Below are 26,022 nucleotides of genomic sequence, written 5' to 3'. Positions count from 1 at the left end.
TTTAATTTGTTCTGTTTTTGAGTTTCTTTTGTTCTGCCAATGCTTTTTCAATCTGATCTTTCAATTTATAGTCAGCAGAGAGATTACCGTTTAGTACTTTTGTTTCCAGATCAGTACGTGTAATTTCACCTTTTAGATATTTTTCAATCATTAAACTTGCTATAGGTCCTGCCCAGCTTGCTCCCCAGCCTCCGTTTTCAATAAAAACAGCAACCACAATTTTCGGGTTTTCTTTAGGGGCAAACGCAAGGAATACAGAGTGATCTTTAAAATCGATCTTTTTACCTTCAAACATAGCGGAGTTTTGTACAGTTCCCGTTTTCCCACAAATATCAATATCTTTTACCTGTAATCTGCTTGCCGTTCCTGATTTATATACTTCATGCAAGCCTTCAATAACAGGAATGAAATGTTGTCGGTCAATAGTAGTAATGCGTTTTTCAACAAAACTTTTATCAATTACCTCATTTTCAATTTTTTTAATAATGTGAGGTGTAAAGTAATACCCCTGATTGGCTACGGCACACATCACATTGGCAAGCTGTATGGGTGTCAGCGAAACCTCACCCTGACCAATTGAATTTGAAATGGTCATGTTACTTGTCCAGTTGGCATTCGGATACCATCGGTTATAGTAATCAGAATTCGGAATACGTCCTTTGAGACCTACTGGTAAATCATAGCCGAGGAAATTGCCCAGACCAAAACTTCTGAGATGGTTATACCAGACATCCATCCCTAATTTAGGGTTTTTATATTTATCAATGATTTTTTTATACGTTTGTGCAAAATAAGTGTTGCAGGAATGTGAAATTGCAGGATGCAGATTCCAGCTACCCGCATCGTGGCATTTCATAAAGGCTCCTCTTGCATAGTAAAAGCCATGACTACAGGCAAAACGTGTTTGTGTATCGATAACTTCTTCCTGTAAACCGATAAGGCCTGTTAAAATCTTAAAAGGTGAACCCGGAGAATATTCCGCCTGAAGAACTTTATCCAAAAAGGGTTTTCCCGGAATGGTATCAATTGCCTGATAGTTTTTGGAGCGATTTCTTCCTACCAGTAGGGCAGGGTCATAGGTCGGAGCGGATACCAATGCTAATATCTCACCTGATTTAGGCTCAATGGCGATGATACCACCGCGTTTGTTAATCATCAGCTGTTCTCCGTATTCCTGTAATAAACCGTCTATGGTTACATTGATATCTTTTCCCTTAACTGCCAGCGTATCATAAATACCTTCTTTAAACGCACCGATATCTCTGTTGTATTTATCCTTTTGGATGTACCGTACTCCTTTTACTCCTCTGAGTTCTTTTTCATAGGCCTGTTCTACACCCTGAATTCCGATAAGATCTCCACTTTTATAATACGGATTTCTTTTTAATTCAAATTCATTGACCTGACGGATATATCCATAGACATTGGAACCATAAGTTGCCTGATAATCTCTCAGATTTCGTTTGGTGATATAGAACCCTTTGTAATGGCGTATTTTTTCCTGAAAGGCAGCAAATTCTCTTTTAGTCAGCTGCGATAAGAAAATAGACGGTAGTCGTGGGCTGTAAATGGTTGCTTTTTCTATTTTAGAGATGAATTCTTCTGTGGTGATATTGAGAATTTTACAAAACTCAAGAGTATCAATATTTTTAATCTCTCTCGGAACCACCATAATGTCATAACTGGGCTGATTGGCAACCAGCAATTTCCCGTTTCTGTCATAAATGTATCCGCGTTCGGGATACTCATAAACAATTTTCAGTGCGTTGTTTTCTGATTTTTTGATATAAGAATCATCAATAATCTGTAAGTAAAACAATCTGGCGATGATGAGCAGCGCACCGGTAATGATCAGAATAGGAAATAATAATTTTCTCATTTTTTTGAAGGTTTTATTAATGAGATCATTATGAGTATGATGATGATTGTGAATACTGAAGACGTGAGTATTCTAAGCAATATTTCAAAAATAAATCCGAAACTGAATATCTCCAGAAAAAGTAAGACAATATGATGTAATATCACTGAAATAGCCACATAGGTAATGAGTTCAGATGATATCTTATTGGTAATTCTGAGCATGTGGTATTCATAACTTACTCCAAAAGAAATTTTTAAAAAGCTTTCTCTGAAATAAGCGAGCATAACACAGGCAGCTGCGTGTACTCCTCCCGAATTATTGAATATATCCAGTATCAGTCCTAAAAAAAAGCTGATGGTAATCAAGCCTGCTTTGTTGGTATTAAGCGGGTAAAGAATAATAAACAAAATATACGGGTACGGAGTTATAAAACCGAATAACTCAATATTGTTGAATAAAACAACCTGTAATAAAATCAATATTACAAAGCGAAAAATATTTATGAGTAGGGTATTATTCATTAATGTTCGGTTTCTTCTTCAAGTTTTTTAATTTCATCATAATTCACATTTTCTATGATATAAATAGACTGTAAATTGGTCATATCATTGAACAGTCGTACATTGATGGTGTAAAAATTAGATGATTTGGATGTAAATACCTTATCTACAACACCAATAGGAATGTTTTCCGGAAAAATAGTGGATTCTCCCCCGGTAACTATACTGTCTCCCTTGTGAAGTTTTGCCAGTTTTGGAATGTCGATCAACTGTACATATCCGGCATTTTTTCCGTCCCATGTAATGGTTCCGAAATGATTGGTATTACTGATTTTAGCATCAATCTTTGTTTTGGTATTTAAAATGCTTTGCACTGTAGCAAAATTTTCCGATACTTTTTCTACTATACCGATAATGCCCAAAGAATTCAGTACTCCCATATCTTTTGAAACACCATTTTTTGATCCTGCTCTGATGGTTAAATAATTCTCTTTCTTGGAATAAGAGTTTTTAATGATTTTGCTTTGAAATACTTTATATCCGTTTGCAATCCGAACATTCGGATTGATCGTAAAGGCAGAATCTATGATAATTTGGTTGTTATATAAGATTTGCTTTAAATAGGCGTTTTCTTCTGCCAAAGCAGTATTTTCCTTTTTTAAATGCAGATATTCTTTTATACTGTTGGTTTTCTCATAGATAGAACCCGAAACAAAATTGGCTGAATGCAAAAATTTACTTCTGTGGTAAGCATGTGATTGAACGGTTAAGTACAATGAGATTACTAAAAGCAGCAAAAACAGTAGCTTTGTACTGTTTTTAGTGATAAAATATATGATTTGCTGCATGCTATAAAATCATTTTTATTTGATAAGAATACTCTTGAATTTGTTGATATTTTTGATAACCATTCCGGTTCCTCTTACAACGGCTCTTAGCGGATCTTCAGCGATGTAAACAGGTAAATCTGTTTTTTGAGAGATACGTTTGTCCAGACCTCTCAACATAGAACCACCACCTGCTAAATAAATACCGGTATTGTATATATCCGCTGCTAATTCCGGAGGTGTCTGAGATAGAGTTTCCATAACGGCATCTTCGATACGCTGAATCGATTTGTCTAATGCTTTTGCTATTTCACGGTATGATACATTGATTTGCTTTGGTTTTCCTGTCAGCAAATCACGTCCTTGTACCAACAGGTCTTCCGGTCCGATTTCTAAATCCTCAATTGCAGCACCGATTTCAATCTTTATTTTTTCTGCTGTTCCTTCTCCGATAAAAAGGTTGTGTTGCGTTCTCATATAATAAATGATGTCATTCGTGAAAACATCTCCTGCAATTTTTACAGATTTATCACAAACAATACCTCCGAGGGCAAGAACCGCAATTTCTGTTGTTCCTCCACCTATATCAACGATCATATTACCTTTTGGCTGCATGATATCTACACCGATTCCGATTGCTGCTGCCATTGGTTCATGAATCAGATATACTTCTTTTCCGTTTACGCGTTCGCATGATTCTTTTACCGCACGCATCTCTACTTCGGTAATTCCGGAAGGAATACAAACTACCATTCGCAGGGCAGGAGTAAACATTTTCTTTTTTAAAGCCGGTATGCTTTTGATAAGCATGCTGATCATTTTTTCAGAAGCATCGAAATCTGCAATAACACCATCTTTTAAAGGACGAATGGTTTTGATGTTGTCATGGGTTTTTCCTTGCATCAAACTGGCTTCTTTTCCCACAGCAATTATTTTACCGCTTACCCTGTCACGGGCAACAATTGACGGACTGTCCACTACAACTTTTCCGTTGTGTATAATTAAAGTATTTGCTGTACCAAGGTCCATTGCAATCTCCTCGGTCATGAAATCAAAAAATCCCATATGTATTTAAAGGGTGTTAAATGTTATAAAAAATAATATACAAAAATATAAAAATTAATGTTTGAAATGACGAATTCCTGTAGTAACCATTGCCATATTGTTTTGATTGCAATAATCGATACTTAAATTGTCTTTTATAGAACCGCCTGGCTGTATAACAGCAGTGATTCCTGCTTTGTCAGCAATTTCAACACAATCAGGGAAAGGGAAAAAAGCATCACTCGCCATAACAGATCCTTTCAGATCAAAATGGAATGAAGTAGCTTTTTCTATCGCCTGTTTTAAGGCATCAACACGGGACGTCTGTCCTGTACCTGATGCACATAATTGTTTGTTTTTTGCTAAAACAATAGTGTTTGACTTAGTATGTTTACAAATTTTGGAAGCGAATAATAAATCTTCAATTTGTTGTTCGCTTGGCGATAAAGTAGTAACGGTATTCAGATGCTCTTTAGTATCTGTTACCAAATCTTTATCCTGAACCAAATATCCGTTTAAACAGGTACGTACTTGTTTTTCAGATACTTTTGTTTCATTTATAGTCAATAATATTCTGTTTTTCTTTTCTTTTAGTATTTCAACAGCTTCTTCATCAAAAGCAGGAGCAATAATTACCTCACAGAACAATTGATTTATTTCAGTAGCAGTTTCTTTGTCAATTGTACCGTTCGCAATCAGGACACCGCCAAAAGCCGAAGTAGGATCTCCTGCCAGAGCAGCCAGATAAGCTTCTTTCATGGTCGGTTTCTGAGCCACACCACATGCATTATTATGCTTTAAAATAGCAAATGTCGGTGCTTCTCCTTTAAATTCTTTCATAAGAGATACGGCAGCATCTACATCCAGTAAATTGTTGTAAGATAACTCTTTTCCGTTTAATTTGGTAAACATTTCATCAAAATTTCCAAAGAAATAACCTTTCTGATGCGGGTTTTCTCCATAACGTAAAATCTGACCGTTCGCTTCACTTATTTTTAATACGCTTTCATCCGTATTAAAGTAATTGAAAATAGCACTGTCATAATTTGAGCTTACATGAAAAGCACGGGTTGCCAAAAGTCTTCTTTGTGCCAGTGTCGTTGCGCCGTTTCCTTCTGTAATCATATCTAAAAATACACTGTATTCTTCTACAGAGGCAACGATAACGGTGTCTTTAAAGTTTTTTGCAGCTGCACGGATCAACGAAATACCGCCGATATCTATTTTTTCAATTATGGCAGATTCTTCAGCTCCTGAAGCAACTGTTTTTTCAAAAGGATATAAGTCAACAATTACTAAATCGATCTGAGGAATTGCATATTCTTCCATCTGTTGCACATCAGTTTCATTGTCTTGACGGTTAAGAATACCTCCGAAAATTTTCGGGTGCAGTGTTTTTACACGACCACCTAAAATTGATGGGTAAGAAGTTACATCCTCTACAGGCACTACAGGAATTCCCAATTCTTTAATAAACGTTTCTGTACCACCTGTTGAGTAAATAGTTACATTATTTTCATGCAATTTTTTTACAATGGGTTCCAGACCATTTTTATCGAATACGGAAATAAGTGCTGATTGAATCTGTTTAGTTGTGTTCATTGTTGAAATTTAGTTTAGCTACAAAATTAGTATTGTTATTTATTAATTAAAAATTATTTGCCCTCAAAAAAGACATCGTTTGAAATTTTTTTTTATTAGTATTTTAAAACTGTAACTTTTTACCCGAATTGACAACTTATAGAGAGTAATCTTTGCTCAAAATAAAATAGATGCTTTATTTACGATTATTAAAAGAAAGTTTGTTTTTTGCTTTAAATGCTTTGAAAAACAATAAGTTAAGAACATTGCTTTCTTTGTTAGGTGTTACCGTTGGTATCTTTTCCATCATTGCTGTTTTGGCGGCAGTTGACTCTATGGATAAAGGAATCCGAAAAGAACTCGACGGTATGGATAATAATATGCTGTTTGTGGCTCAGTTTTCATTCGGACCCTCAGAAGTTCCGAGATGGAAAATTGAGCAATTCCCTGCTTTAAAATATGATGAATACGACTTTTTGAAACGCAATGTAGCGGGTATAGATAAAATCTCGTTCAATTATTTTGTAGGAAGTACTAACATAAAATCTGAATCCAGTACAGCCAACGGTATTAATATTACACCATGTAGTTATGATTATAGTTTTATTGATAATGTAAAAATCGATAAAGGACGTTTTTTTAATGAAAGTGAAGACGCTTCAGGAGCAGCCGTTATTGTCATTGGTTATGAGGTGGCTCAGACGCTGTTTCCAAATACTGATCCGGTAGGTAAAAATGTGAGATTATACGGTAAAAGATTTACCGTTGTCGGAGTTATTCAGAAGCAGGGAGCAAGTACTTTTGGGCAATCTAAAGATGTGGTTGCCTTTATTCCTTCCAATTTTATCCGTCAGTTATACGGTGATAATTCATCCGGTATTACGCCCGCTATTGTAATAAGACCTTTAAAAGGCTTTGATCAGAATGAATTTAAAGATAATGTAACGCAGAAGTTGCGTGCTTACCGCGGATTGAAACCAAGTGATATTGATAATTTCTTTTTGAATGAATTTGCTGGAATGACTGGTTTCATAGATCAGATCATCGGAAGTTTAAATATTGTAGGATGGATTATCAGTGCTTTTTCTCTTTTAGTAGGCGGATTCGGAATTGCAAATATCATGTTTGTTTCTGTTAAAGAAAGAACCAATATCATCGGAATACAAAAATCTTTAGGAGCCAAAAATCATTTTATCCTGTTTCAGTTTCTTTTTGAAGCTATCATTCTTTCTGTCATTGGAGGATTGGTAGGATTGCTTTTGGTGTGGCTGATAGCTGTTGTCGTAAGTCAGTTTGTAAGCTTTGAATTTGTACTGAGTTTCGGTAATATCGTGATAGGTCTGATTCTTGCCGCCATAATCGGATTGATTTCGGGAATTCTGCCGGCTATTTCTGCATCAAAACTGGATCCGGTAGAAGCCATTCGAACAGGAATGTAATAAATGAGATGTGATAACGAAAGATTACATTTAACTCTTTACAATAAAAAAGACCTGGAAAAAATCAGGTCTTTTTTAATGCAGATAATCCATGATTGCTTGTGTGGCATTTTTATTTTTTAGAACAAAACTTTTGCTTATCATTCCTTTTTCTTTAAGAATATCGTCATCAGAGAGTAGAGAAGTGAAGGTCTGTTGAAGACTTTTCTGATCTGTGATAACCATACAGCCTCCTAAAGCGACTAAATCTTTTGCTTCCTGAAACTTCTTAAAATTGGGACCGATGACAACAGGGATACCAAAAGTAGCCGGTTCCAGAATATTGTGAATTCCGTTTCCAAAGCCTCCACCAACATAGGCAATATCTGCATAGCTGTATATCTTTGTGAGAATGCCGATGCAGTCAACAATAAGTACATCAAAATCTCCGGTGTCTGCTCCGTCTGATTCTGAATATAATAGTGTTTTTTTTAGAATCTGATTTTTTAGGTTTAAAATGGCTTCTGGTTTGATATTGTGCGGAGCAATGATGAATTTTATATGTTCAGATTGATTGATATAAGGAACAAGCAGCGCTTCGTCCTGAGGCCAGGAACTGCCGATAACAATTGTTTTCTTCCCATTTTTAAATTGACTGATGATCTCTATTGTATTGTCTTTTTCTAAGATTTGGGAAACCCGGTCAAAACGTGTATCACCATTGACGGTAACGTTATAGAAACCAATACTGTTCAATAATTTTTCAGAGACGGTGTTCTGTACAAAGAAATGTGTGAAAGTATGCAGTAAATTTCTGTAAAAGCCTCCGTATTTTTTGAAAAAAAGCTGATTTTCACGGACAATACCCGAAACTAAAAAGGTTGGAATATGGCGTTTGCGAATTTCTATCAGATAATTGGGCCAAAACTCATATTTTATAAAAAAGATCTTTGACGGATGCACAGCGTTTAAAAACTGCCGTACGTTTTTTCGGGTATCCAGAGGTAAATAAACGGTGATATCAGCTATTGTATTGTTTTTGCGTATCTCATATCCGGAAGGTGAAAAAAAGCTCAGAACAATTTTGTAAAACGGGTATTCTTTTTTAAAGGCTTCCATTACGGGCAGTCCCTGCTCATATTCTCCCAAAGAAGAAACATGAAACCATACTACCGTATCATTTGGCTGTATTTTTTGAGACAGACTACTGATGACGTTTTTTCTTCCACGTACAAAGAACCGCATCTTTTTATTGAACAAAGCAACGATAGGGAGTAGGAATTGTACGAGATGAAGAATAAGATTATATATAAAGCGCATATATTTAGTTTGTAAAGCAAAAATACATTCTTTTTAATTACAAATTTATACTCATTTAATTAGTATTTTTGTGGGGCTTATGATAAGAGATTATCACAAGATTTAATACAGGTACAAAATGAGAAAATTACAAATGGTTGACTTAAAAAGTCAATACGATAAAATTAAAGAAACGGTTGATGCATCTATTCAGGAAGTTTTAGATACAACAACTTATATAAACGGACCAAAGGTTCATGAATTTCAAAAGAATTTAGAAGCCTATTTAGGTGTCAAACATGTAATTCCATGTGCCAATGGTACAGATGCTCTTCAGATTGCCATGATGGGGTTAGGATTACAACCTGGTGATGAAGTGATCACCGCAGATTTTACATTTGCTGCCACAGTAGAAGTTATCGGTTTGTTGCAGCTTACGCCGGTTTTAGTAGATGTAGAACCTGATACCATGAATATTTCTATTGATGCCGTTAAAGCAGCTATTACTTCTAAGACAAAAGCAATAGTGCCGGTTCACTTATTCGGAAGAGCGGCCAATATGGATGCCATTATGAAATTGGCAAAAGAACATAATTTGTTTGTTATCGAAGATAATGCACAGGCAATAGGAGCAAACCATACATCAGAAGATGGTACGAAATCAAAAGTAGGTACAATGGGGCATGTAGGTGCTACTTCTTTTTTTCCTTCAAAAAACTTAGGATGTTATGGTGATGGCGGAGCTATTTTTACCAATGATGATGCTTTAGCTCATATGTTAAGAGGAATCGTAAATCATGGTATGTACGAGCGTTATCATCATGATGTTATTGGTGTTAATTCCCGCTTAGACAGTATTCAGGCAGCGGTTCTGAATACAAAGTTACCGGAGTTAGATGCTTATAATGCAGCAAGAAGAAAAGCAGCATCTTACTATAATAATGCTTTTGCTTCTAATCCGCATATTATCGTTCCTGCTTTTGATGAAAAAGGTGATGATCATGTTTTTCATCAGTATGTCATCCGGATCACTAACGGGAAGAGAGATGAATTGTTGACACATTTACAGGCACAGTCAATTCCGTGTGCTATTTATTACCCGATTCCTTTACACAGTCAAAAAGCGTATGCAGATGATCGTTATAGAGAAGAAGATTTTCCTGTAACCAATCAATTGGTAAAAGAAGTGATTGCATTGCCAATGCATACAGAGCTGGATGCTGAGCAATTGTCATTCATCACAGAAACTGTCAATCAATTTGTAAAATAAGAAGATTATAGATTTTCATGTAGTATAAAAAAACCGAAGGAATTGATTCCCTCGGTTTTTTATTTTTTATCTGTAGCTCTTTAGAACAGAAATATCTTTTTAAGAAGCACCTTTTTATAATACAAGTTCCTGATATAATCTCTCAAAAGAGGCTTCTAAATCATTTGAAAAGCCCGGATGTGGTCTTGAGGTCTGTATACTGGAACTCTTTACTGCTGTAAGCCATCTAAACCGTTCTGCGGTGTCCAGTAAAGCAATTGGACCGGCTGTTTTATTTCCTTCACATATTTTTTGAAAAGAAGAAAGATTAATGGTCAACTGTTCAATATCAAATTCAGTACAGAATGATTTTATCTTGTCTTCAGGTATATGATATTTCATCTTGAGAAAACGTTGTTTCTTAGAGAATAAGATAAGCCCTACATTTATAAATTCTTCGCGTTCTACCTTAGGTACTACACGAACTACTGCATATTCATATAAGTGTTTTTCGTGCATCTTCAGCTTGTTTTACAAATATTTGCGAATGATCTCTGCGAGTCTTTAAAAATTCAAAATAGGTATTTTTTATTTCTTCAGGAGTTATGTCTGCAGTTTCCCATTGTAACCATTCTTCCGGGATGAGATTTACGATTTTTTTTAAGCGCTCATCAGTTAAAAGGGCTTTCAGTTCTTCATCTACAGTTGTCAGAAAGGCAGCTTTGGGTAGTAAGACATGATCTTTTATCAATGAAAAAGGAGTTTTGGATGTTTGCTCCCAGTTGTTCCATGAATGATGAAAGTAGAAGGCTGCTCCGTGATCAATGAGCCACAATTCTTTGTGCCAGATCAATAGATTGGTATTTCTGAAAGTCCGGTCTACATTTGTTATATAGGCATCCAGCCATACAATTTTAGAGGCTAAGAGCGCTTCACAATCGTTTACAGCCATATCGTAGGTAACGGCTCCTGAGAGATAGTGCAGGGCGAGGTTAAGTCCCTGGCTGAACTGTAATAAATCCTGTATTTCTTCATCGGCTTCAGTTCTTCCAAAGGCTTCATCTAAATGAGCAAATACGAGTTCCGGTACGTTTAGCTTTAGCGTTCGTGCAATTTCTCCTCCCAGCAATTCAGCAATCAGAGCTTTGACACCATGTCCGGCGCCTTTGAATTTTAATACATATTTAAAGTCGTCATCCGCTTCTGCCAAAGCAGGTAATGATCCGCCTTCACGAAGTGGCGTAATATAGCGGGTGACATTTACCGTTCTTAATTTTCTCATTACTTAAAATAAAAAACTTCAGACAAGTCCGAAGTTTATGAATTTATACTTTTAAAGCTTCTACAGTTTTGTCAATTTTATTGATAAGACCTGTCAATACTTTTCCGGGACCTACTTCGTTAAACTGAGTAGCACCGTCAGCAATCATTTGCTGTACTGACTGCGTCCAGCGAACAGGAGCTGTTAGTTGCGTGATAAGGTTCTTTTTAATCTCATTTGGATCTGAAACTGCTTTAGCCGTTACATTCTGGTATACGGGACAAATAGGTGTGTGAAATTCAGTTGCTTCAATAGCGGCGGCAAGTTCTTCGCGAGCCGGTTCCATCATAGGGGAGTGGAAGGCCCCGCCAACCGGTAAAATTAATGCTCGTTTTGCACCTGCTTCCAATAATTGTTTACAAGCGGTTTCTACAGCCTGTGTTTCTCCTGAAATTACCAATTGTCCGGGACAGTTGTAGTTTGCTGCTACAACCACTCCGTCGATAGTAGCACAGATATCTTCTACAATTTTATCTTCTAAATTTAATACGGCAGCCATTGTTGATGGAGTGATTTCGCATGCTTTCTGCATTGCCATTGCTCTCTTTGATACAAGATTAAGTGCATCTTCAAAAGCTAAAGTACCATTGGCTACCAAAGCTGAAAATTCACCTAATGAATGTCCTGCCACCATATCCGGTTTGAAATTTTCAATTGTTTTTGCCGAAATTACGGAGTGAAGAAAAACGGCAGGTTGTGTTACTTTTGTTTCTTTTAATTGTTCATCGGTTCCGTTAAACATGATATCGGTGATTCTGAATCCCAATACCTCATTGGCCTGTTCAAAAAGCTCTTTTGCAATTTCAGAGTTTTCATAAAGGTCTTTACCCATTCCTGAGAACTGAGCTCCCTGACCCGGAAAAACGTATGCTTTCATAGTAGTTTGCGTTTGTTTTTTAATGTGAAACAAAAATACATATTTATAGAGATATATGGAATATATGAAACGATAAATAAAAAAAGTCCGTTTAAAAACGGACTTTTTTTATGAAATCAGAAAATGCTTATTGTAAAACACTTGTTCTGTTATCTTTTATTGTTGCATTTTGGTATAGTGCATTATAAACTGCTCCCTGTACTGCATTGCGGTTGTTGTTTACAACTTTAGATTTATAGTCGTTATAGTTTGGTAAATCAGGTGCTTTTGTCACCGTTCTTGCTTTGATCATGAATACCCCTCCGTTACCATCTATTAATTTAGATACCTGATTTGGTTGCGATCCTAAAGCTTTACCAATTACTAATGGTTCCGGTGCAGCACCTAAGAATGTATTTACTCCGTTTACATCTGTAGCTGTCTGTACTCCAACACCTGCATTTTTAGCAACTTCTTCTAAAGTAGCTCCTGTCATCTTTTTGCGGATGATAGCTGCTTTCTTTTCGTTTTTAAGGATAGGTTCTACAGTTGGTCTTGCCTCTACAGCACTCATTAAACCACTGTCATTTGTAGCTACTAATTTAATGATCAAGTGTCCTTCTGCACTGTCAAATTTCTTAGTATCTCCAACACTTGTTTTTTTATTGTATGCCCAAGCTATAGCCTGACGTTGGTTACCAACACCTGGTAACTGATCATCAAATGCACCTACTTTTGTTTCAGGATGAGCAACTAATCCTAATTCTGTTGCCAGTTTACTGAAATCTTTTGTTGCGATTCCTTCTTCAAATTTAGTTGCTTTTAAATAGATTTCATCTTCTGTCTTGTCAGATACTTCCAATGCTTTTGCAACAGTCGCTAAGCGAACGGCTTCTTTTTCATTCTTTTTGTCAACTTTGATGACATGGAATCCGAAATCAGTTTCAACTATTCCTAACTTTCCAACCGGGTTGTTGAAGATATATTGGTCAAAAGCAGGTACCATCTGACCTCTTGGTATATTTTCATATTTACCACCTTTGTCTTTAGATCCCGGATCAGTTGAGTTTTGTGAAGCAAGGTCTGCAAAAAGAGCAGGATTACTTTGCAATTGTTTTAATAACTCTTCTGCTTTTGCTTTTGCCTGTTCTTTTGTAAGGGTAACAGTTGGGGTAGCGGATTGTGCACCTGTATAAGCAATCAAGATATGAGAAGCATCTACAGATTCCGTTACTACTGATTTGCTGATCAATTTTGAAAGACAGTAATGGTTATTGAACAGGTAAGGTCCGAAAACTTCTCCTGCCGATAAGTTATATAATTGTTCCTGATATTCTGCCGGTAAATCTGCTTTAGCATAATAAGTAGAATCATAAGGTACATCAGAGTTTGCATTTACAAACGCAATGACGTCTGGATTTGTTCTGAATCCGGCAATTGTATCGTTTTTATTTGTTTTGGCATTAAAAACAACAGAAGAGTTCAATAATTCAGATACTTTTTCTTTTGTAGCTTTTTCGTCTTCAGCAGAAGGCTTGTTTTCTACAAATACGTATTCTACCAATCTTGAGTTTTCTGATTTGAATTGCTTTTCGTTCTTCTTGATATAACTTTCAATTTCTGCATCTGTAATTTTTACTTCATCATCATTGATTGTAGAGTAAGGAACGGTTACATAATCAAATGTAGCTTTGTCATTTTCTTTTTTATAAGCATATTTTGCTTCTAATCCGGTTGTGATCACAGCTGATTTTATCATGTTGTAATACATTTGCTCTTTTGCAAATTTTTCTAACTGACCTTCAAAATCAATCCATGCATACCATTGTGCACCACCAGCTGCTTTAATCTGAGCAACGAATGCATTGAATTTACCCATGTCAAAAACACCTGCATCATTTAAAAATTGCGGGTTTTGTCCAAAATTAGGATGATTTTTAATAACGTTTATCAATTGATCTTTTCCCAATCGTAAACCAGCTTTGTCAAACTGTTCGCTTAATAAAATGTTACGCACTTCGCTGTTCCAGACTGTATTGTTTGCCTGACCGCCTTCTGCTTGTCCGCTTTTTTCAGCATTTTGCACTTTATTTAAAAAGTCTTGTGTTGCAATATCAACTCCGTTAATGGTTCCCACATTGCGCGAGGAGAAATTGATACCGCCTTCTAAAAGACCTCCGATGATAAAAGCAAATAAACTCAATCCTATTACTGCAATAAGTAATACTGATTTCTCTCTAATTTTCTGTAAAACTGCCATTTTTATGTAGTGTGAATTTTTTTCAGTGAGCGAAAATACAATTATCTCCCAAATAATAAAAGAGTTAACGTGTTTTTTGTTCTTTTTTTCTTATTATCCTAAAGTAACTTCTATTATTTCTAATCTTTTGTCAGAAGAAGCCAGTACTTTGAATTGATTGTTTTCAATATGAATGATTTCATTTTTTTGCGGGATAGTATGTCTGTTTGAGATGATATAGCCTGCAAGTGTATTGTAGTCATTGCTTTCTTCAAGGTTGAGTTTGTACTTTTCATTGAGATAGCTTACTTCTAAGCGAGCAGAAAAAATATATTTATTCTCTTTTACCTGTTTTTCTACCCATTCAACTAAATCATCATGTTCATCATCAATTTCACCGAAAAGCTCTTCAATAATATCTTCAATGGTAACCATTCCTGTAAGACCTCCATACTCATCTACGACAATTGCTGTTGATTTTCTGTTTACAGAAAGATTCTGAAATAATTCTTTGATGTAGGTAGAATCTGCAACAATTTCTATCGGATACAGAATATTTTTAATGCTATCGGGGTTTTGCAACATTCCAAAGATATGAATATAACCAACAATATTGTCAGAATTGGTGTCATATACCAAAAGTTTTGAATAGCCGGTACTGATAAATCGTTCTTTTACAACCTGCAATGGACTGTTGATTTCTACAGCTTCTATTTCTACTCTGGGGGTCATGATTTCTTTTACTTTAACGTCTGTAAAAGCCAGTGCATTTTTGAGAATTTGTAGTTCTGTGTCCAGATTTTCCTGCTCTTCCGAAGCTTCCATCTGTTTGGTTATATATGAGCCCAGATCACCGATACTCAACAATTGGATGTCTTTGCTTGGATGAAGATTGAAAAATTTTTTAAGAATAAAATCCGCTAATAGTAATAGAGGTTTAGTGAAAGGCGATAGTAGCTTCAGTAGAATGCGTATCAACAGGTCACAATTGGTGATTATTTGTGTAGCAAAAGGTTTAACAAATGTCTGTGGCAGAAATTTTGAAAAAAGATATACCAGCAGTATTCCTGCAATTAGAAACACAGACAGGTATACACCATATCCATATTGATAAGCGGTATACTCATAATATTCTTCAAAGAACATATACAGATAATAACAAAAAATGGCGAGACACAGGGTGTTGCCAAATTTTAAAGAGGTAATGTATAGTCTTGGATTTTCTGCTAATACTTTTAAAGTATAGGAAGAAACACTTTCCTTCTTGGACTCTAAATTCAAATAAATTTTATTGGAATAATTATACGCTACAATTAAACTTGAAAAAACAAGTATTAAAAGCAACGTGATTATTAACAGAAAAATAGTCATCCTTATTTGTTATTGTTTTGTCTTTCTTCGATCTTTTTGATACTTCTCAGTCGAAAATAGAACATAAATATTGCTAATACGGCAAATACAAGACTCAATATATAGTTTTCGTCTCCATTGATGTATTTATTGATGGTATCGTAAACGAAAAACAATCCAAAAATTAAATATAAATATACGGTAAATCTGTAAACTTTCATTCTTTTATGTCGTTTAATTCTGCCCGGTTTTGTTGGGCATTGATAATATTAAATTTGTTGTCAAAATCAATTCCGATTCCTTCAAAATAGCTTTTGTTCGGATCGGTAATCTTAAAATAGGCTTCTGTAAAAAACCAGTTATGTTTCTGGTCATAATACAATTGCTGTGTCTGCATTATCTTTCCATCACTGGTGGTGATTTTTACATTGCCTTTAAGATCAATGATATTTGTTTTGTTATAAGTAGTAGCTTTATCAGCCTCTATATAATGTTTTTTTTTATGCTCGTCAAAAACGGTTACGTGTACTTTGTTCGGGAAATAGTTGAAAGGATATTTCGCATTTGAATAATCCAGCATTTTTTTAGAAACCAGAATGGCTTTTATTTTTGCTGAATCGGTGTATTTTACGTTGATGTTTTCTGTTTCTCCAGCCGGATATAATTTTACAGCATTCAAATTTTGAATGTCTTTCATATCGTTATCACACCCAATGAGATTTAAGGAGACGATAGCACAGAAAAAAATATGTGAATACTTATTTTTCAAAGTTTTATTCAAATCTTCGTTTTGTAAACCACTTGTCGTTGAAAGAAAGACCTATGGATAAATTGAAATAGTTTTCGCGAATCAACCCTGCTGATTTTGTACCTCTTTGTCCGTATTCCAATCCGATATTAAGGTTTGAAATATTTCTTGAGATTGGTAATCCAACTCCGATATTTACAGAAAAATCATTTACTTCCTGATTGTTGATTGCCAAACCTGTTTTTTCATATTTTCCTCCGGCGCGGTAAGTAACGCGGCTCAGGTAATTAGTAAAAGAAATATGATGCGGAGTATAAAAACCTCCAAAGCTCACTTTGTGTCCGTTGCTAAATGAAGAAGTTGCCGTCTGAAGATGATTGTTTAATTTTGAGTTTTGTGTTGCCGTATATTCGACCCCGACAAACCATTTGTTCGGATCACCGATTCCGGTTCCTACAGAGTATTTCATAGGAAATACAAGTTTGTTTTCGTAGTTTGTAGATGATTCTTCATCAATTACACTTCCGTTTGAAGCATTGACAGTAGCAATATTTACTTCCTGGTTGTTTTTTAAGGAGGATTGTGGACTGAATGTAGCCCCGATTTGCAGTTTTATTTTGTCTTGTAATGGTTGTGTATAGTTTACTGATGTATTGACCGTCATACCCGAGTAATTGTTTCGCAATAATTTTCGGCTTCCTCGGTCAATAGCGAATCCTGTTCCGTCGTCAATAATGAACTTGGTATTGCTTAACTCTGTATCTCCAAAATTATAAGCAAATTCAGCTCCGATGTTCAATTGTTTGTTCACTTCATATCCGATTCCGAAGAAGGCACGGTTGATACCTCCATCTCCCAGATATTGTCTTGAAACTGTAAATTCATTTTCCTGTGCTTTATTCTGAATGTTATAACCTACAAATGAATAAGGCATGATTCCGAATGCCATTCCGAATTTTCCTGCAGGAAAGGCTAATGCAAAATAATCAAAAGAATTTCGTGTGGCTTTAGAAGAGCTGTTTTGAGATGCGATATTGGTTGAAGTATTGGTAAAACCAATGGTAAAAGCAGTCGATTGCAGTTTTGCATATGAAGCCGGGTTTAGTGTGTTTATATGCAAACTGTCCTGATATATGGCAAGTCCGCCCATACTCTTTACTTCGTGAGTACCTTTGAACTTTACGTCACCTACGCCAAAAGCAGAATAAGGTGAAGCTGTTCCCTGCTGAGCAAATGTAGTGATACCTGCCAATAAGCTAAAGCTTAATATGATTTTCTTTATCATTTTCAATTATATATTGATGATGTAATATTAAACTTTCTAATAAAAAGTTTGAATGGGCAAAGATGGTATTTTTTAATCTTTTAGCCAAAAAATCCGCATCGCCGCCTGTTAAAATTACTGTTAAATTGTTATATTTTAGCCTGTACTGATCGATAAATCCGTCTATTTCATTAATTGTGCCGTTAATAATTCCTGACTGAATAGACTGTTCCGTACTGTTTCCGATAAGAGGATGAAACTCCTGAAGGTTCAGTAAGGGGAGCCGAGCCGTATAGTCATTAAGGCTTTTATACTTTAAGAGAAATCCCGGAGTTATAGCTCCTCCTAAATAATCGTTGTCTTTAGTGATGAAATCATACGTTATACAGGTTCCTGCGTCGATTACCAACCGGTTTTGTTGAGGATATTTTAAAGTAGCACCGCTTGCTAAAACCATACGGTCGATGCCTAATGTGAGTGGAGTAGCGTATAGGTTGTTAAACGGGCTGGGTGATACAGCGCTAATCGTCGTTAGATGACTTATTTCTTCGAGCCAGATCACATCATCTTCCTTCAATTTTCCAACATTTGACAATACAATTTGAGCTTTTTCAGGATTGTCATTTAAAATTTCTGTAATTTTTTTTCTGAAATCTTCTTGAGGAAATATGTGAATGTGTTGGATAGTATTGTTTTCATATACAGCAACTTTGGTTCTTGTGTTGCCTATGTCAATGGCTATATTCATTTATTCTTATTCGAATTGAAGACAAAGTTAAGCAAACATTTTTTAGTAAATATTAGGTATTCATAAAAAAAACCTACTATATTTGCAATCGCTTTTAAAAAGTGAAAGCCTTGTAAAAGGTACCTTAGCTCAGTTGGTAGAGCAACGGACTGAAAATCCGTGTGTCCCTGGTTCGATTCCTGGAGGTACCACAAAAAATAAAACAAGTAGCAATACTTGGTACCTTAGCTCAGTTGGTAGAGCAACGGACTGAAAATCCGTGTGTCCCTGGTTCGATTCCTGGAGGTACCACAAGAATAAAACAAGTAGTAATACTTGGTACCTTAGCTCAGTTGGTAGAGCAACGGACTGAAAATCCGTGTGTCCCTGGTTCGATTCCTGGAGGTACCACAAAGAACAAAACAAGTAGTAATACTTGGTACCTTAGCTCAGTTGGTAGAGCAACGGACTGAAAATCCGTGTGTCCCTGGTTCGATTCCTGGAGGTACCACAAAAAAAGACGGTTTGTAAACCGTCTTTTTTTATTTTATCATCCTTGAAAACCTTATGAAAGGTTTCCTAAGTAACGTTCTGCATCAAGTGCTGCGATACAACCTGATCCTGCTGCAGTAACAGCCTGTCTGTATTCGCTGTCCTGTACATCTCCACAGGCAAAAACACCGTCTACATTTGTCTTAGAAGTTTTTCCTTTTGTAATAAGATATCCGACACTGTCCATTTCTAAATAATCTTTAAAAATATCCGTATTCGGTTTGTGTCCGATAGCTACAAAAAATCCGGTAGCAGGAATTTCTGTAATTTCATTAGTAACAATATTTTTTACCTTGATAGCAGTTACGAGCTGGCCGTCACCAATGACTTCTTCTGTTACTGTATTCATCAATATTTCGATGTTTGGTGTTTTGCGTACACGTTCTTCCATAATTTTAGAAGCTCTGAATTTATCAGAACGCACAATCATTGTTACTTTTTTACAAAGATTAGACAAATAATGCGCTTCTTCACATGCGCTGTCTCCGGCACCTACAATTACTACTTCCTGATTTCTGTAGAAGAATCCGTCGCATACTGCACAGGCAGAGACACCGCCACCCATCTGAAGGTAATGCTGTTCTGAAGGTAGTCCTAAATATTTTGCTGTAGCTCCTGTACTGATGATTACAGTATCTGCATGAATTTCAATTGTATCGTTGATCCATACTTTTTTGATTCTTTCAGAAAAATCAACTTTTGTAGCCCAGCCATCTCTTACCTGTGAACCGAAACGTTCAGCCTGTGCTTTCAATTGAATCATCATTTCAGGGCCTGTAACACCATCCGGATATCCAGGGAAATTTTCTACTTCATTTGTTGTGGTTAGTTGGCCTCCCGGTTGCATTCCCTGATAAAGTACAGGAGCCATGTTGGCACGTGCAGCATAAATGGCAGCTGTATATCCTGCCGGACCGGAACCAATGATTAAGCATTTTACATGCTCTATATTTGTTGACATAAATAGATGTTTTAATTTTTCAGTTACAAAAATAGCTTTTTTGACTGATATAATAAAGGAGATTCTATATCAGTATCTTATCCTGTTATAGAAATTTTTTTTACTTTTTTATTTGGTGGGAATAAAATTAGCATTACATTTGCAAACGAAATAAAAAGACGGGGTGTAGCGTAGCCCGGTTATCGCGCCTGCTTTGGGAGCAGGAGGCCGCAGGTTCGAATCCTGCCACCCCGACCAATTTATTTCAAAAATACAGATAACCTTCGGGGTGTAGCGTAGCCCGGTTATCGCGCCTGCTTTGGGAGCAGGAGGCCGCAGGTTCGAATCCTGCCACCCCGACAAAAAAAGCCAGAATAGATTCTATTCTGGCTTTTTGTTTTAAATGATTAGACTTCTTTCTTAGAAGATTTTATAACAGTCATTACGGACAACAAACAGGAGGTGTAACCACCATATAACACATTACAGTTGCTCCACCACTTGGGACATTTGGTAAATGTACCGGCGGATAAGTCTGTATGATATAACTCGATGCATCTTCTAATGAGTTAAAGTAATAATAAGGCCCGTAATAGGTTTTTTCACCTGCCCAGAAATTGGTGTAAAAAAAATGACGTATAGAAGCATTACCTCCGCAAGGAGTACTTCCACTTCCAATCGGTGAAGCCGCCAAAGCATTTAAAGACATAAAGAAGCTTAATGCCATAAGGAATAATAATTTTTTCATAATATATAATTTTAGGTTATTAATGTTAAATTTAATAAATTTATTTTAAAATAATGTTAATTTTTTTTGTTTTTTATTGTATAGGTATGGATTTATATTTTTTATATGGGATATTTAAATGATAATCCCGGTAAGAATTACGATAAACTTCGGCTAAATACTCCAGTGTATTCATTAATTAGGGTAGATTTATTCTTTTTTAATGGAGGGGTATAAAGAAAAAATCCCCTAAGTATTTTAGGGGATTAAACACTATTTCCTGATGCTTAGCTGTAAGTCTGTATTGAACTATTTAATAAAGCCGGATTACTGATTACTGATAAGATCTGAAATTTTTTCTCCGAGCAGTACCATTTTTTCAGAAAATGATGATGAGTTTAACTCTTTGTCAACATTAATTTTTAATCTGTTTTCCTGTAATAGTACTTCGTACGCTGTTTTACCTTTTTCTTCTTTTTTCCATTCTTGTTTTTTGGAATCTGACAGGAGATATTCATTCTCCAGATACTGCTGCAATAACTTTTTAAGCGCTTCCTTTTTATGAGCGTCAAAAGAAGCCTTTAATTGATAGCGACTGTCTGAATTTGAGATTGATACTGAACTGTTGGTTTGAGAATTTTTTACTACAACCTTGTCTTTTGATTTTGGGTCACTATGAGTACTTGTACTACTTGAAAACTGCGTAGTAACCGTTGTTGTCTGTGCGTTTGCTAAAAAGGAAAGCAATATAAACGCTAAAAGATACATTATTTTCATGATATTAGTTTTTAATATTAAATTCAAGTCCTATTCCACGGATGCTGGTAATTGATATGGTTGGGTCATTGCTAAAATATTTACGAAGACGGCTGATAAAAACATCCATACTTCTTCCGGAGAAGAAATCATCAGCTCCCCAGACTTCTTTAAGAATATCTTCTCTTCTGATGAGTGTGTTTTTATGTTGGTATAAAAACTGCAGAAGCAGAGCTTCCTTTTCGGTAATGCGATATCGATCGTCTTTATGGGAGATGACGTAATTTTTAGGATCGTAACTGTAACTTCCGATTAAAATTTTCTCTTCAAGATCTACAGTTGCCGTTGCTTTTTGAGAGCGCTTAATAATATTCCGGATGCGCAATATAAGCTCATTCACTTCAAATGGTTTTACTACATAATCATCTGCTCCAAGCTTTAGTCCCCTTATTTTATCTTCCTTTAGTCCTTTTGCGGTTAAAAAAAGAAACGGAATACCGGGGTTTTTGCTTATAATATTTTCGGCAAGAGTAAATCCGTCCATTTCGGGCATCATCACATCCAATATACAGATATCAGGTGACAAATCTTTTAAGATATTCAGTGCCTCCTTGCCATCTTTTGCCCAGGTAACCTTAAAACCTGAGATTTCTAAATACTGCTGTAAGATTGAAGCATAGTCACCATCATCTTCTGTTAATAAAATATGTTTCATAATAAGGGAATTGATATACTAAAAAGAGCTCCTTTTCCAGCTTCGCTCTTCACGGTTATGCTGCCTCCGTAGGCTATAATAAGTTGTTTAACATAAAACAGACCTAATCCAAGCCCCTTTGTTGTATGAATGTTGCCTTTTTCTATTCTGTAAAATTTTTCAAAAATCAACTTATGATGCTTTTCAGATATACCGCGACCGTCATCTTTTATAGAAAACGTAAAATGATTTTCACTGATAGTTAAGGTCGTTTCTATATGTCGAGCTCCGTATTTTACTGCATTATCCAACAGGTTCACAATAATCGTATTCAAATGAAAATGATCCATCTTTAACAAGATATTTTCAGCAGACGCGATATGGTGAATGGTAATATTGGGTTTTGATATTTGAAAATCATATATGATGGCATCTATCTCATTGCTCATTACGGTTTTTTCCTGTTTAAAGGCAACTATCTCTGATGCAAAAGAAGCTTCTGTAATCTGTATGAATAATTTTTGCAAACGTTCATTCTGCCGTTTGATGATTGATAAAGTATTTTGATGATGCTCAGGACTCAACTGTTTCTCTTTCTGTTGTAATGTCTTTATAGCAATATCTATGGTTGCAAGAGGTGTTTGGAATTCATGTGTGATATTATTAATAAAATCGGTCTTTACTGAGGATATCTTTTTTTCAGTAATCAAATTCTTGATGGATAAATAAAACAAACCCACTACAAAAGACAATAACAGTAAGGAGAATAAAAGCAAGCCAATCATTTTTCCCATGACAATTTTTTCCCAGTTTTCAATGCTGTAATATCGCTGTGTTCTTATTTCAAGCGAATAATCTTCTAAGGATTTTTTGTTTGATAGCTCTTCGCGTTTTATTGAACTCGTTTGCCATTTACCGGAAGCAAAAGAAATTTCATTTTTACTTTTCACCGTGTTCCCTAATGTCCGGATTTTTCCATTGAATATAGTATCGGTTTTGCCGTTTTGGGTAACAGTAGCCGACGTCATATAAATTGCATACCCTATTTTATATTTTTGATAAATTTCCTGAGTCTGCATAAACTGATGTAAAACGGCAGAGAGTGAGTCAGCTGTTTGTGTAATAAGCTTTTTATAGACTTCCCGGTTTATTGTTTTGTCTTTATAATCTTTAAGAAACCCGGCTGCTTTTTCCATCCATTCATCATCTAGTGCTGTATATTCGGGTGTATCTTCTAATTCAAAAAGTTGCTTTTTAACTTCTGCGTTAATCTCTTTCTCTTTAAGAGCATACGTGTTGTAAATAAAATATCCCTGTATGGCTGCAAGAGCTACAACGGTAAAAATACAGCCAACAATAAGGAAAGCAATTTTTCTTTTCATATAACAAAACTACGAATCTTATTAAGATACAATACAGATAGATAAGGTATTAACCTTGCATTAACCTAAAATAGGTTATTCTGTAGAATGCCTCAATAATCTTTGCCTAAAACTTCTTTTTTTTCTTTAAGGATTAACCTCTCATTAACCCATTCTTAACCCATAATACCAGACAAGTTACAGAGATTTGCTCCAAAACCATATAATGATGAAAAAGTACATTCTATTCATTTTGATAATGCCTTTTATGAGCTTTGCTCAGCCGGTAATCAAACTTTCAGGATCTGTTCAGAACTCAAAAAAAGAGTTGCTTTCGTTTGCTGATATAGCCATAATAAACATGGCAGATTCATTAGATTATAAAAACTCTGTAACAGATGAAAAAGGATTTTTTGAAATCGATAAGTTGCAAAAAGGAATGTATGTTCTGAAGATCGCAGCTTTCGGTTACACGGATTATGAACAACATATTATTCTGGAATCTGATCAGGTACTCCCGGTAGTTATCCTTGAAGAAGAAACTACTTTGATGGAGGATATGATCATACATTATAAAAAACCAGTAATAAAGCGGAAAATAGATCGATTGGAGTTTACTATTGAAGGTTCCGTTTTGGCTGCAGACAATGCATGGGAAATTCTTAAGAAAACGCCAGGTGTAATGGTCTCTGCCGGAGAATCTCTATCCGTAAGAGGAAGCAGTTCCATTCTGATTACAATAAATGATAAAAAAGTGTATCTGACAGGAGAAGAGTTAAAACAGCTTTTAGAAAATACTCAGGGAGAAAATATTTATTCCATAGAAGTAATTACGAATCCGCCAGCAAAATATGAAGCCCAGGGAGGTGCAATTCTTAACATCAGCATGAAAAAGAATATAATGGAAGGCTATAAAGCTTCTGTTAGCGGAGCTTATGTACAATCGATGTATCCAAAAGGCGTAGTGAGTACTTCTCAAAATTATAAAACAAAAAAACTTACTTTGTCTGGTGGTTATAGTCGTGGCACAGGTACTTATTACAGACAGAGTAAAGACGTAATCCGCTATATGGATGATGAAAAGAAAACTACATCTGAATGGATAAGTTTTCTGAACCGAAAAAATAAATCATTGTCTCAGAATGCATACAGACTTTCAGCAGAGTATGCCATAGATAGTCTTCAATCGGTAACCTTAGGCACCAACGGTTTTATTAGCACTAATAATTACGGAACCTATAATGTTCCTACCTATATCTATAATGGAAATAGTGTATTGGATTCTCTCTATACCACGCGTAATGATAGAAAAGATCCTCAAAAGACAAGTGCCTATAATCTGGGATATGAATATAAACTGGGGGAAAAAGAAAAACTATCTTTTTTATCTGATTATACAAGATATTTTAATAAGGAATATCAGGATATCACATCCTTATTTTCTTTGCCGGATGATGAGCCTTATCGTAAAATGCGGTTTGTAAGTGACAATATACAGAACATCAGACTTTTTTCTGTACAAGGTGATTATATGCGTGAAAAGAACGATGAAACCTGGGAAGCAGGAGTGAAATGGGGACGTGTAAAAGCGGATAATACATTAGATTTTAAAGATGAAAAAGCAGGAATGCTTGTAGGAAATGCTGAGAGAACAAGCCGCTTTCTGTACAAGGAAATGATTTATGCCGGGTATGTAAGCTATGCAAAAGAAATAGATAAATGGAGTTTTAAAGCAGGGCTCAGAGGAGAATATACATCATTGGAAGGAAATTCAGAAACAATTGATGAAATCAATAAGCAAAACTATTTCAAGCTTTTTCCTTCTGTTTATGGTTTATATAAACCAACTGAAGGACATGAGATTGGTATATCTTACAGTAAGCGCATAAGCAGACCACAATACAGCTGGCTTAATCCATTCCGGTCTTATTATAACCGGTATTCTTACTTCACGGGAGATCCGGATTTAAAACCGGCAATCATTAACAATATCAGTTTGTTGTACACTCTGGCTGGTAACTATAATTTTGATCTGTATTATCGAAATGAAAGCAACCCGGCTATGGAGATATCGTATCAGGATTATGAAACAAATACGCTGGTATATAAATTTACCAATATAAAAAGGAAAACAGGTTACGGACTCGATTTTAATACCAGTATTGATTTTTTTTCATGGTGGCAATCGGGTATTCAGACCAGCCTCAATTATGTACAGGATACTTTTCAGGGATTGGACGGTCAGTTTTATAAAAATGAGCGGCTGCAATTTAGTTCAAGTATCAACAATCGGTTTAATCTGAATGCAAAAAAAGATTTTACAGCTGAGGTCAATGGGTTTTATACGTCACCTTCTGTGCAGGGAACTTTTACAATAAGCTCTTTTTCCAGTTTGTCTGTCAGTTTCAGAAAACTGCTTTTTGATGGAAAAGGGGAGTTCTCTGTGATATTCTCAGATATTTACAGAGGAGAAAAACAAACTGTATCTACCAACTATGCCAATCAGTTTAATTATTTTAATGACTACAGCGACAGTCAAAGTTTTCGGATTGGTTTTAAATACAATATAGGAAATCAGAAAATAAAGAATGTTGAGAGCCGGAATAAAACAGAAGAACAGCAAAGGTTATAAAATAAAAAATAGGCGGTTCATAAGAAACGCCTATTTTTAAAAAACTACATTAACTACTACTATTCACTTAATAAAC

General features: G+C 35.5%; 23 protein-coding genes and 6 tRNA genes. 9 read left to right on the top strand and 20 right to left on the bottom strand.

Annotation, left to right across the window (positions count from 1 at the left end; genetic code table 11):
• Window position 1: 1 nt before the first annotated feature.
• The 5 genes from mrdA to purH are packed head-to-tail and all read right to left on the bottom strand — an operon-like array spanning window position 2 to window position 5,834.
• Complete coding sequence (gene mrdA, locus QW060_RS12130) at window positions 2-1,879, bottom strand: penicillin-binding protein 2 (protein WP_290363807.1); 1,878 nt, start codon at window positions 1,877-1,879, stop codon at window positions 2-4.
• Window positions 1,876-2,382, bottom strand: a complete 507-nt coding sequence (locus QW060_RS12125; protein ID WP_290363806.1) for a rod shape-determining protein MreD — start codon at window positions 2,380-2,382, stop codon at window positions 1,876-1,878. Before QW060_RS12125 ends, mrdA begins: the two co-directional genes overlap by 4 nt.
• Window positions 2,382-3,209, bottom strand: a complete 828-nt coding sequence (gene mreC / locus QW060_RS12120) for a rod shape-determining protein MreC (RefSeq protein WP_290363805.1) — start codon at window positions 3,207-3,209, stop codon at window positions 2,382-2,384. The genes QW060_RS12125 and mreC overlap by 1 nt, the downstream gene beginning before the upstream one ends.
• 15 nt (window positions 3,210-3,224) lie before the next feature.
• A complete protein-coding gene (locus QW060_RS12115) occupies window positions 3,225-4,253 on the bottom strand; it encodes a rod shape-determining protein (protein WP_290363804.1) in 1,029 nt (342 codons plus the stop codon).
• Between the two features lie 54 nt (window positions 4,254-4,307).
• Complete coding sequence (gene purH / locus QW060_RS12110; protein ID WP_290363803.1) at window positions 4,308-5,834, bottom strand: bifunctional phosphoribosylaminoimidazolecarboxamide formyltransferase/IMP cyclohydrolase; 1,527 nt, start codon at window positions 5,832-5,834, stop codon at window positions 4,308-4,310.
• A 170-nt stretch (window positions 5,835-6,004) separates the two neighbouring features.
• Here purH and QW060_RS12105 point away from each other — a divergent pair, with 170 nt between their 5' ends.
• Window positions 6,005-7,252 (top strand): ABC transporter permease, encoded by a 1,248-nt coding sequence (locus tag QW060_RS12105; protein ID WP_290363802.1) that lies wholly within the window; start codon window positions 6,005-6,007, stop codon window positions 7,250-7,252.
• A 75-nt stretch (window positions 7,253-7,327) separates the two neighbouring features.
• On the opposite strand, the gene QW060_RS12100 is transcribed toward QW060_RS12105, so the two are convergent.
• Entirely contained in the window at window positions 7,328-8,551 is a 1,224-nt protein-coding gene (locus QW060_RS12100) for a 3-deoxy-D-manno-octulosonic acid transferase (protein WP_290363801.1), read from the bottom strand.
• Between the two features lie 118 nt (window positions 8,552-8,669).
• On the opposite strand from QW060_RS12100, the gene QW060_RS12095 reads away from it, so the two are divergent.
• Window positions 8,670-9,800, top strand: a complete 1,131-nt coding sequence (locus QW060_RS12095) for a DegT/DnrJ/EryC1/StrS family aminotransferase (RefSeq protein ID WP_290363800.1) — start codon at window positions 8,670-8,672, stop codon at window positions 9,798-9,800.
• A gap of 114 nt (window positions 9,801-9,914) precedes the next feature.
• Here the strand turns inward: QW060_RS12095 and QW060_RS12090 are convergent, their stop codons facing one another.
• The 9 genes from QW060_RS12090 to QW060_RS12050 form a co-directional block, all read right to left on the bottom strand.
• Window positions 9,915-10,298 carry a DUF3037 domain-containing protein gene (locus QW060_RS12090; protein ID WP_290363799.1) on the bottom strand — a complete coding sequence of 128 codons (384 nt, stop codon included), beginning with the start codon at window positions 10,296-10,298 and terminating at the stop codon, window positions 9,915-9,917.
• On the bottom strand, window positions 10,276-11,061 hold the full coding sequence (locus QW060_RS12085; RefSeq protein WP_290363798.1) for a HipA family kinase: 786 nt from the start codon (window positions 11,059-11,061) through the stop codon (window positions 10,276-10,278). The genes QW060_RS12090 and QW060_RS12085 overlap by 23 nt, the downstream gene beginning before the upstream one ends.
• Window positions 11,062-11,104: 43 nt before the next feature.
• Window positions 11,105-11,977: an ACP S-malonyltransferase gene (gene fabD / locus QW060_RS12080; RefSeq protein ID WP_290363797.1), complete on the bottom strand. Its 873-nt coding sequence runs from the start codon at window positions 11,975-11,977 to the stop codon at window positions 11,105-11,107.
• Between the two features lie 127 nt (window positions 11,978-12,104).
• The gene (locus tag QW060_RS12075) at window positions 12,105-14,216 is read right to left on the bottom strand and encodes a peptidylprolyl isomerase (RefSeq protein WP_290363796.1); all 2,112 of its coding nucleotides are present in this window, start codon (window positions 14,214-14,216) and stop codon (window positions 12,105-12,107) included.
• Between the two features lie 93 nt (window positions 14,217-14,309).
• Window positions 14,310-15,566 carry a hemolysin family protein gene (locus QW060_RS12070; RefSeq protein ID WP_290363795.1) on the bottom strand — a complete coding sequence of 419 codons (1,257 nt, stop codon included), beginning with the start codon at window positions 15,564-15,566 and terminating at the stop codon, window positions 14,310-14,312.
• Window positions 15,567-15,568: 2 nt separating this feature from the next.
• The gene (locus tag QW060_RS12065; RefSeq protein WP_290363794.1) at window positions 15,569-15,766 is read right to left on the bottom strand and encodes a hypothetical protein; all 198 of its coding nucleotides are present in this window, start codon (window positions 15,764-15,766) and stop codon (window positions 15,569-15,571) included.
• A complete protein-coding gene (lptC, locus tag QW060_RS12060) occupies window positions 15,763-16,314 on the bottom strand; it encodes an LPS export ABC transporter periplasmic protein LptC (protein ID WP_290363793.1) in 552 nt (183 codons plus the stop codon). Before lptC ends, QW060_RS12065 begins: the two co-directional genes overlap by 4 nt.
• Before the next feature lie 4 nt (window positions 16,315-16,318).
• Window positions 16,319-17,578: a hypothetical protein gene (locus QW060_RS12055; protein ID WP_290363792.1), complete on the bottom strand. Its 1,260-nt coding sequence runs from the start codon at window positions 17,576-17,578 to the stop codon at window positions 16,319-16,321.
• Entirely contained in the window at window positions 17,550-18,305 is a 756-nt protein-coding gene (locus QW060_RS12050; RefSeq protein ID WP_290363791.1) for a type III pantothenate kinase, read from the bottom strand. The genes QW060_RS12055 and QW060_RS12050 overlap by 29 nt, the downstream gene beginning before the upstream one ends.
• A 118-nt stretch (window positions 18,306-18,423) precedes the next feature.
• Here QW060_RS12050 and QW060_RS12045 point away from each other — a divergent pair.
• From QW060_RS12045 to QW060_RS12030, 4 genes are all read left to right on the top strand, one after another.
• Window positions 18,424-18,496, top strand: a tRNA-Phe gene (locus QW060_RS12045).
• A gap of 27 nt (window positions 18,497-18,523) precedes the next feature.
• Window positions 18,524-18,596, top strand: a tRNA-Phe gene (locus QW060_RS12040).
• A gap of 26 nt (window positions 18,597-18,622) precedes the next feature.
• Window positions 18,623-18,695 (top strand) — tRNA-Phe (locus QW060_RS12035).
• A gap of 27 nt (window positions 18,696-18,722) precedes the next feature.
• Window positions 18,723-18,795: transfer RNA gene (locus QW060_RS12030), tRNA-Phe, on the top strand.
• A gap of 54 nt (window positions 18,796-18,849) precedes the next feature.
• Here the strand turns inward: QW060_RS12030 and trxB are convergent.
• Complete coding sequence (trxB, locus tag QW060_RS12025) at window positions 18,850-19,797, bottom strand: thioredoxin-disulfide reductase (RefSeq protein WP_290363790.1); 948 nt, start codon at window positions 19,795-19,797, stop codon at window positions 18,850-18,852.
• Between the two features lie 159 nt (window positions 19,798-19,956).
• On the opposite strand from trxB, the gene QW060_RS12020 reads away from it, so the two are divergent.
• Window positions 19,957-20,034: transfer RNA gene (locus QW060_RS12020), tRNA-Pro, on the top strand.
• Window positions 20,035-20,061: 27 nt separating this feature from the next.
• A tRNA-Pro gene (locus tag QW060_RS12015) sits at window positions 20,062-20,136 on the top strand.
• A gap of 82 nt (window positions 20,137-20,218) precedes the next feature.
• Here the strand turns inward: QW060_RS12015 and QW060_RS12010 are convergent.
• The 4 genes from QW060_RS12010 to QW060_RS11995 form a co-directional block, all read right to left on the bottom strand.
• Entirely contained in the window at window positions 20,219-20,524 is a 306-nt protein-coding gene (locus QW060_RS12010; protein WP_290363789.1) for a hypothetical protein, read from the bottom strand.
• A gap of 306 nt (window positions 20,525-20,830) precedes the next feature.
• Complete coding sequence (locus tag QW060_RS12005; protein ID WP_290363788.1) at window positions 20,831-21,280, bottom strand: hypothetical protein; 450 nt, start codon at window positions 21,278-21,280, stop codon at window positions 20,831-20,833.
• 4 nt (window positions 21,281-21,284) lie between these two features.
• Complete coding sequence (locus QW060_RS12000; protein WP_290363787.1) at window positions 21,285-21,974, bottom strand: response regulator transcription factor; 690 nt, start codon at window positions 21,972-21,974, stop codon at window positions 21,285-21,287.
• Complete coding sequence (locus tag QW060_RS11995; protein ID WP_290363786.1) at window positions 21,971-23,335, bottom strand: sensor histidine kinase; 1,365 nt, start codon at window positions 23,333-23,335, stop codon at window positions 21,971-21,973. Before QW060_RS11995 ends, QW060_RS12000 begins: the two co-directional genes overlap by 4 nt.
• A gap of 208 nt (window positions 23,336-23,543) precedes the next feature.
• Between QW060_RS11995 and QW060_RS11990 the strand changes: the two genes are divergently transcribed.
• On the top strand, window positions 23,544-25,946 hold the full coding sequence (locus QW060_RS11990) for an outer membrane beta-barrel family protein (protein ID WP_290363785.1): 2,403 nt from the start codon (window positions 23,544-23,546) through the stop codon (window positions 25,944-25,946).
• The last annotated feature ends 76 nt before the right edge of the window (window positions 25,947-26,022 follow it).

It is taken from the genome of Paenimyroides ceti, assembly GCF_030409925.1.
The sequence above is the reverse complement of the archived record's forward strand: the minus strand, read 5'-3'. Positions and strand labels throughout refer to the sequence as shown.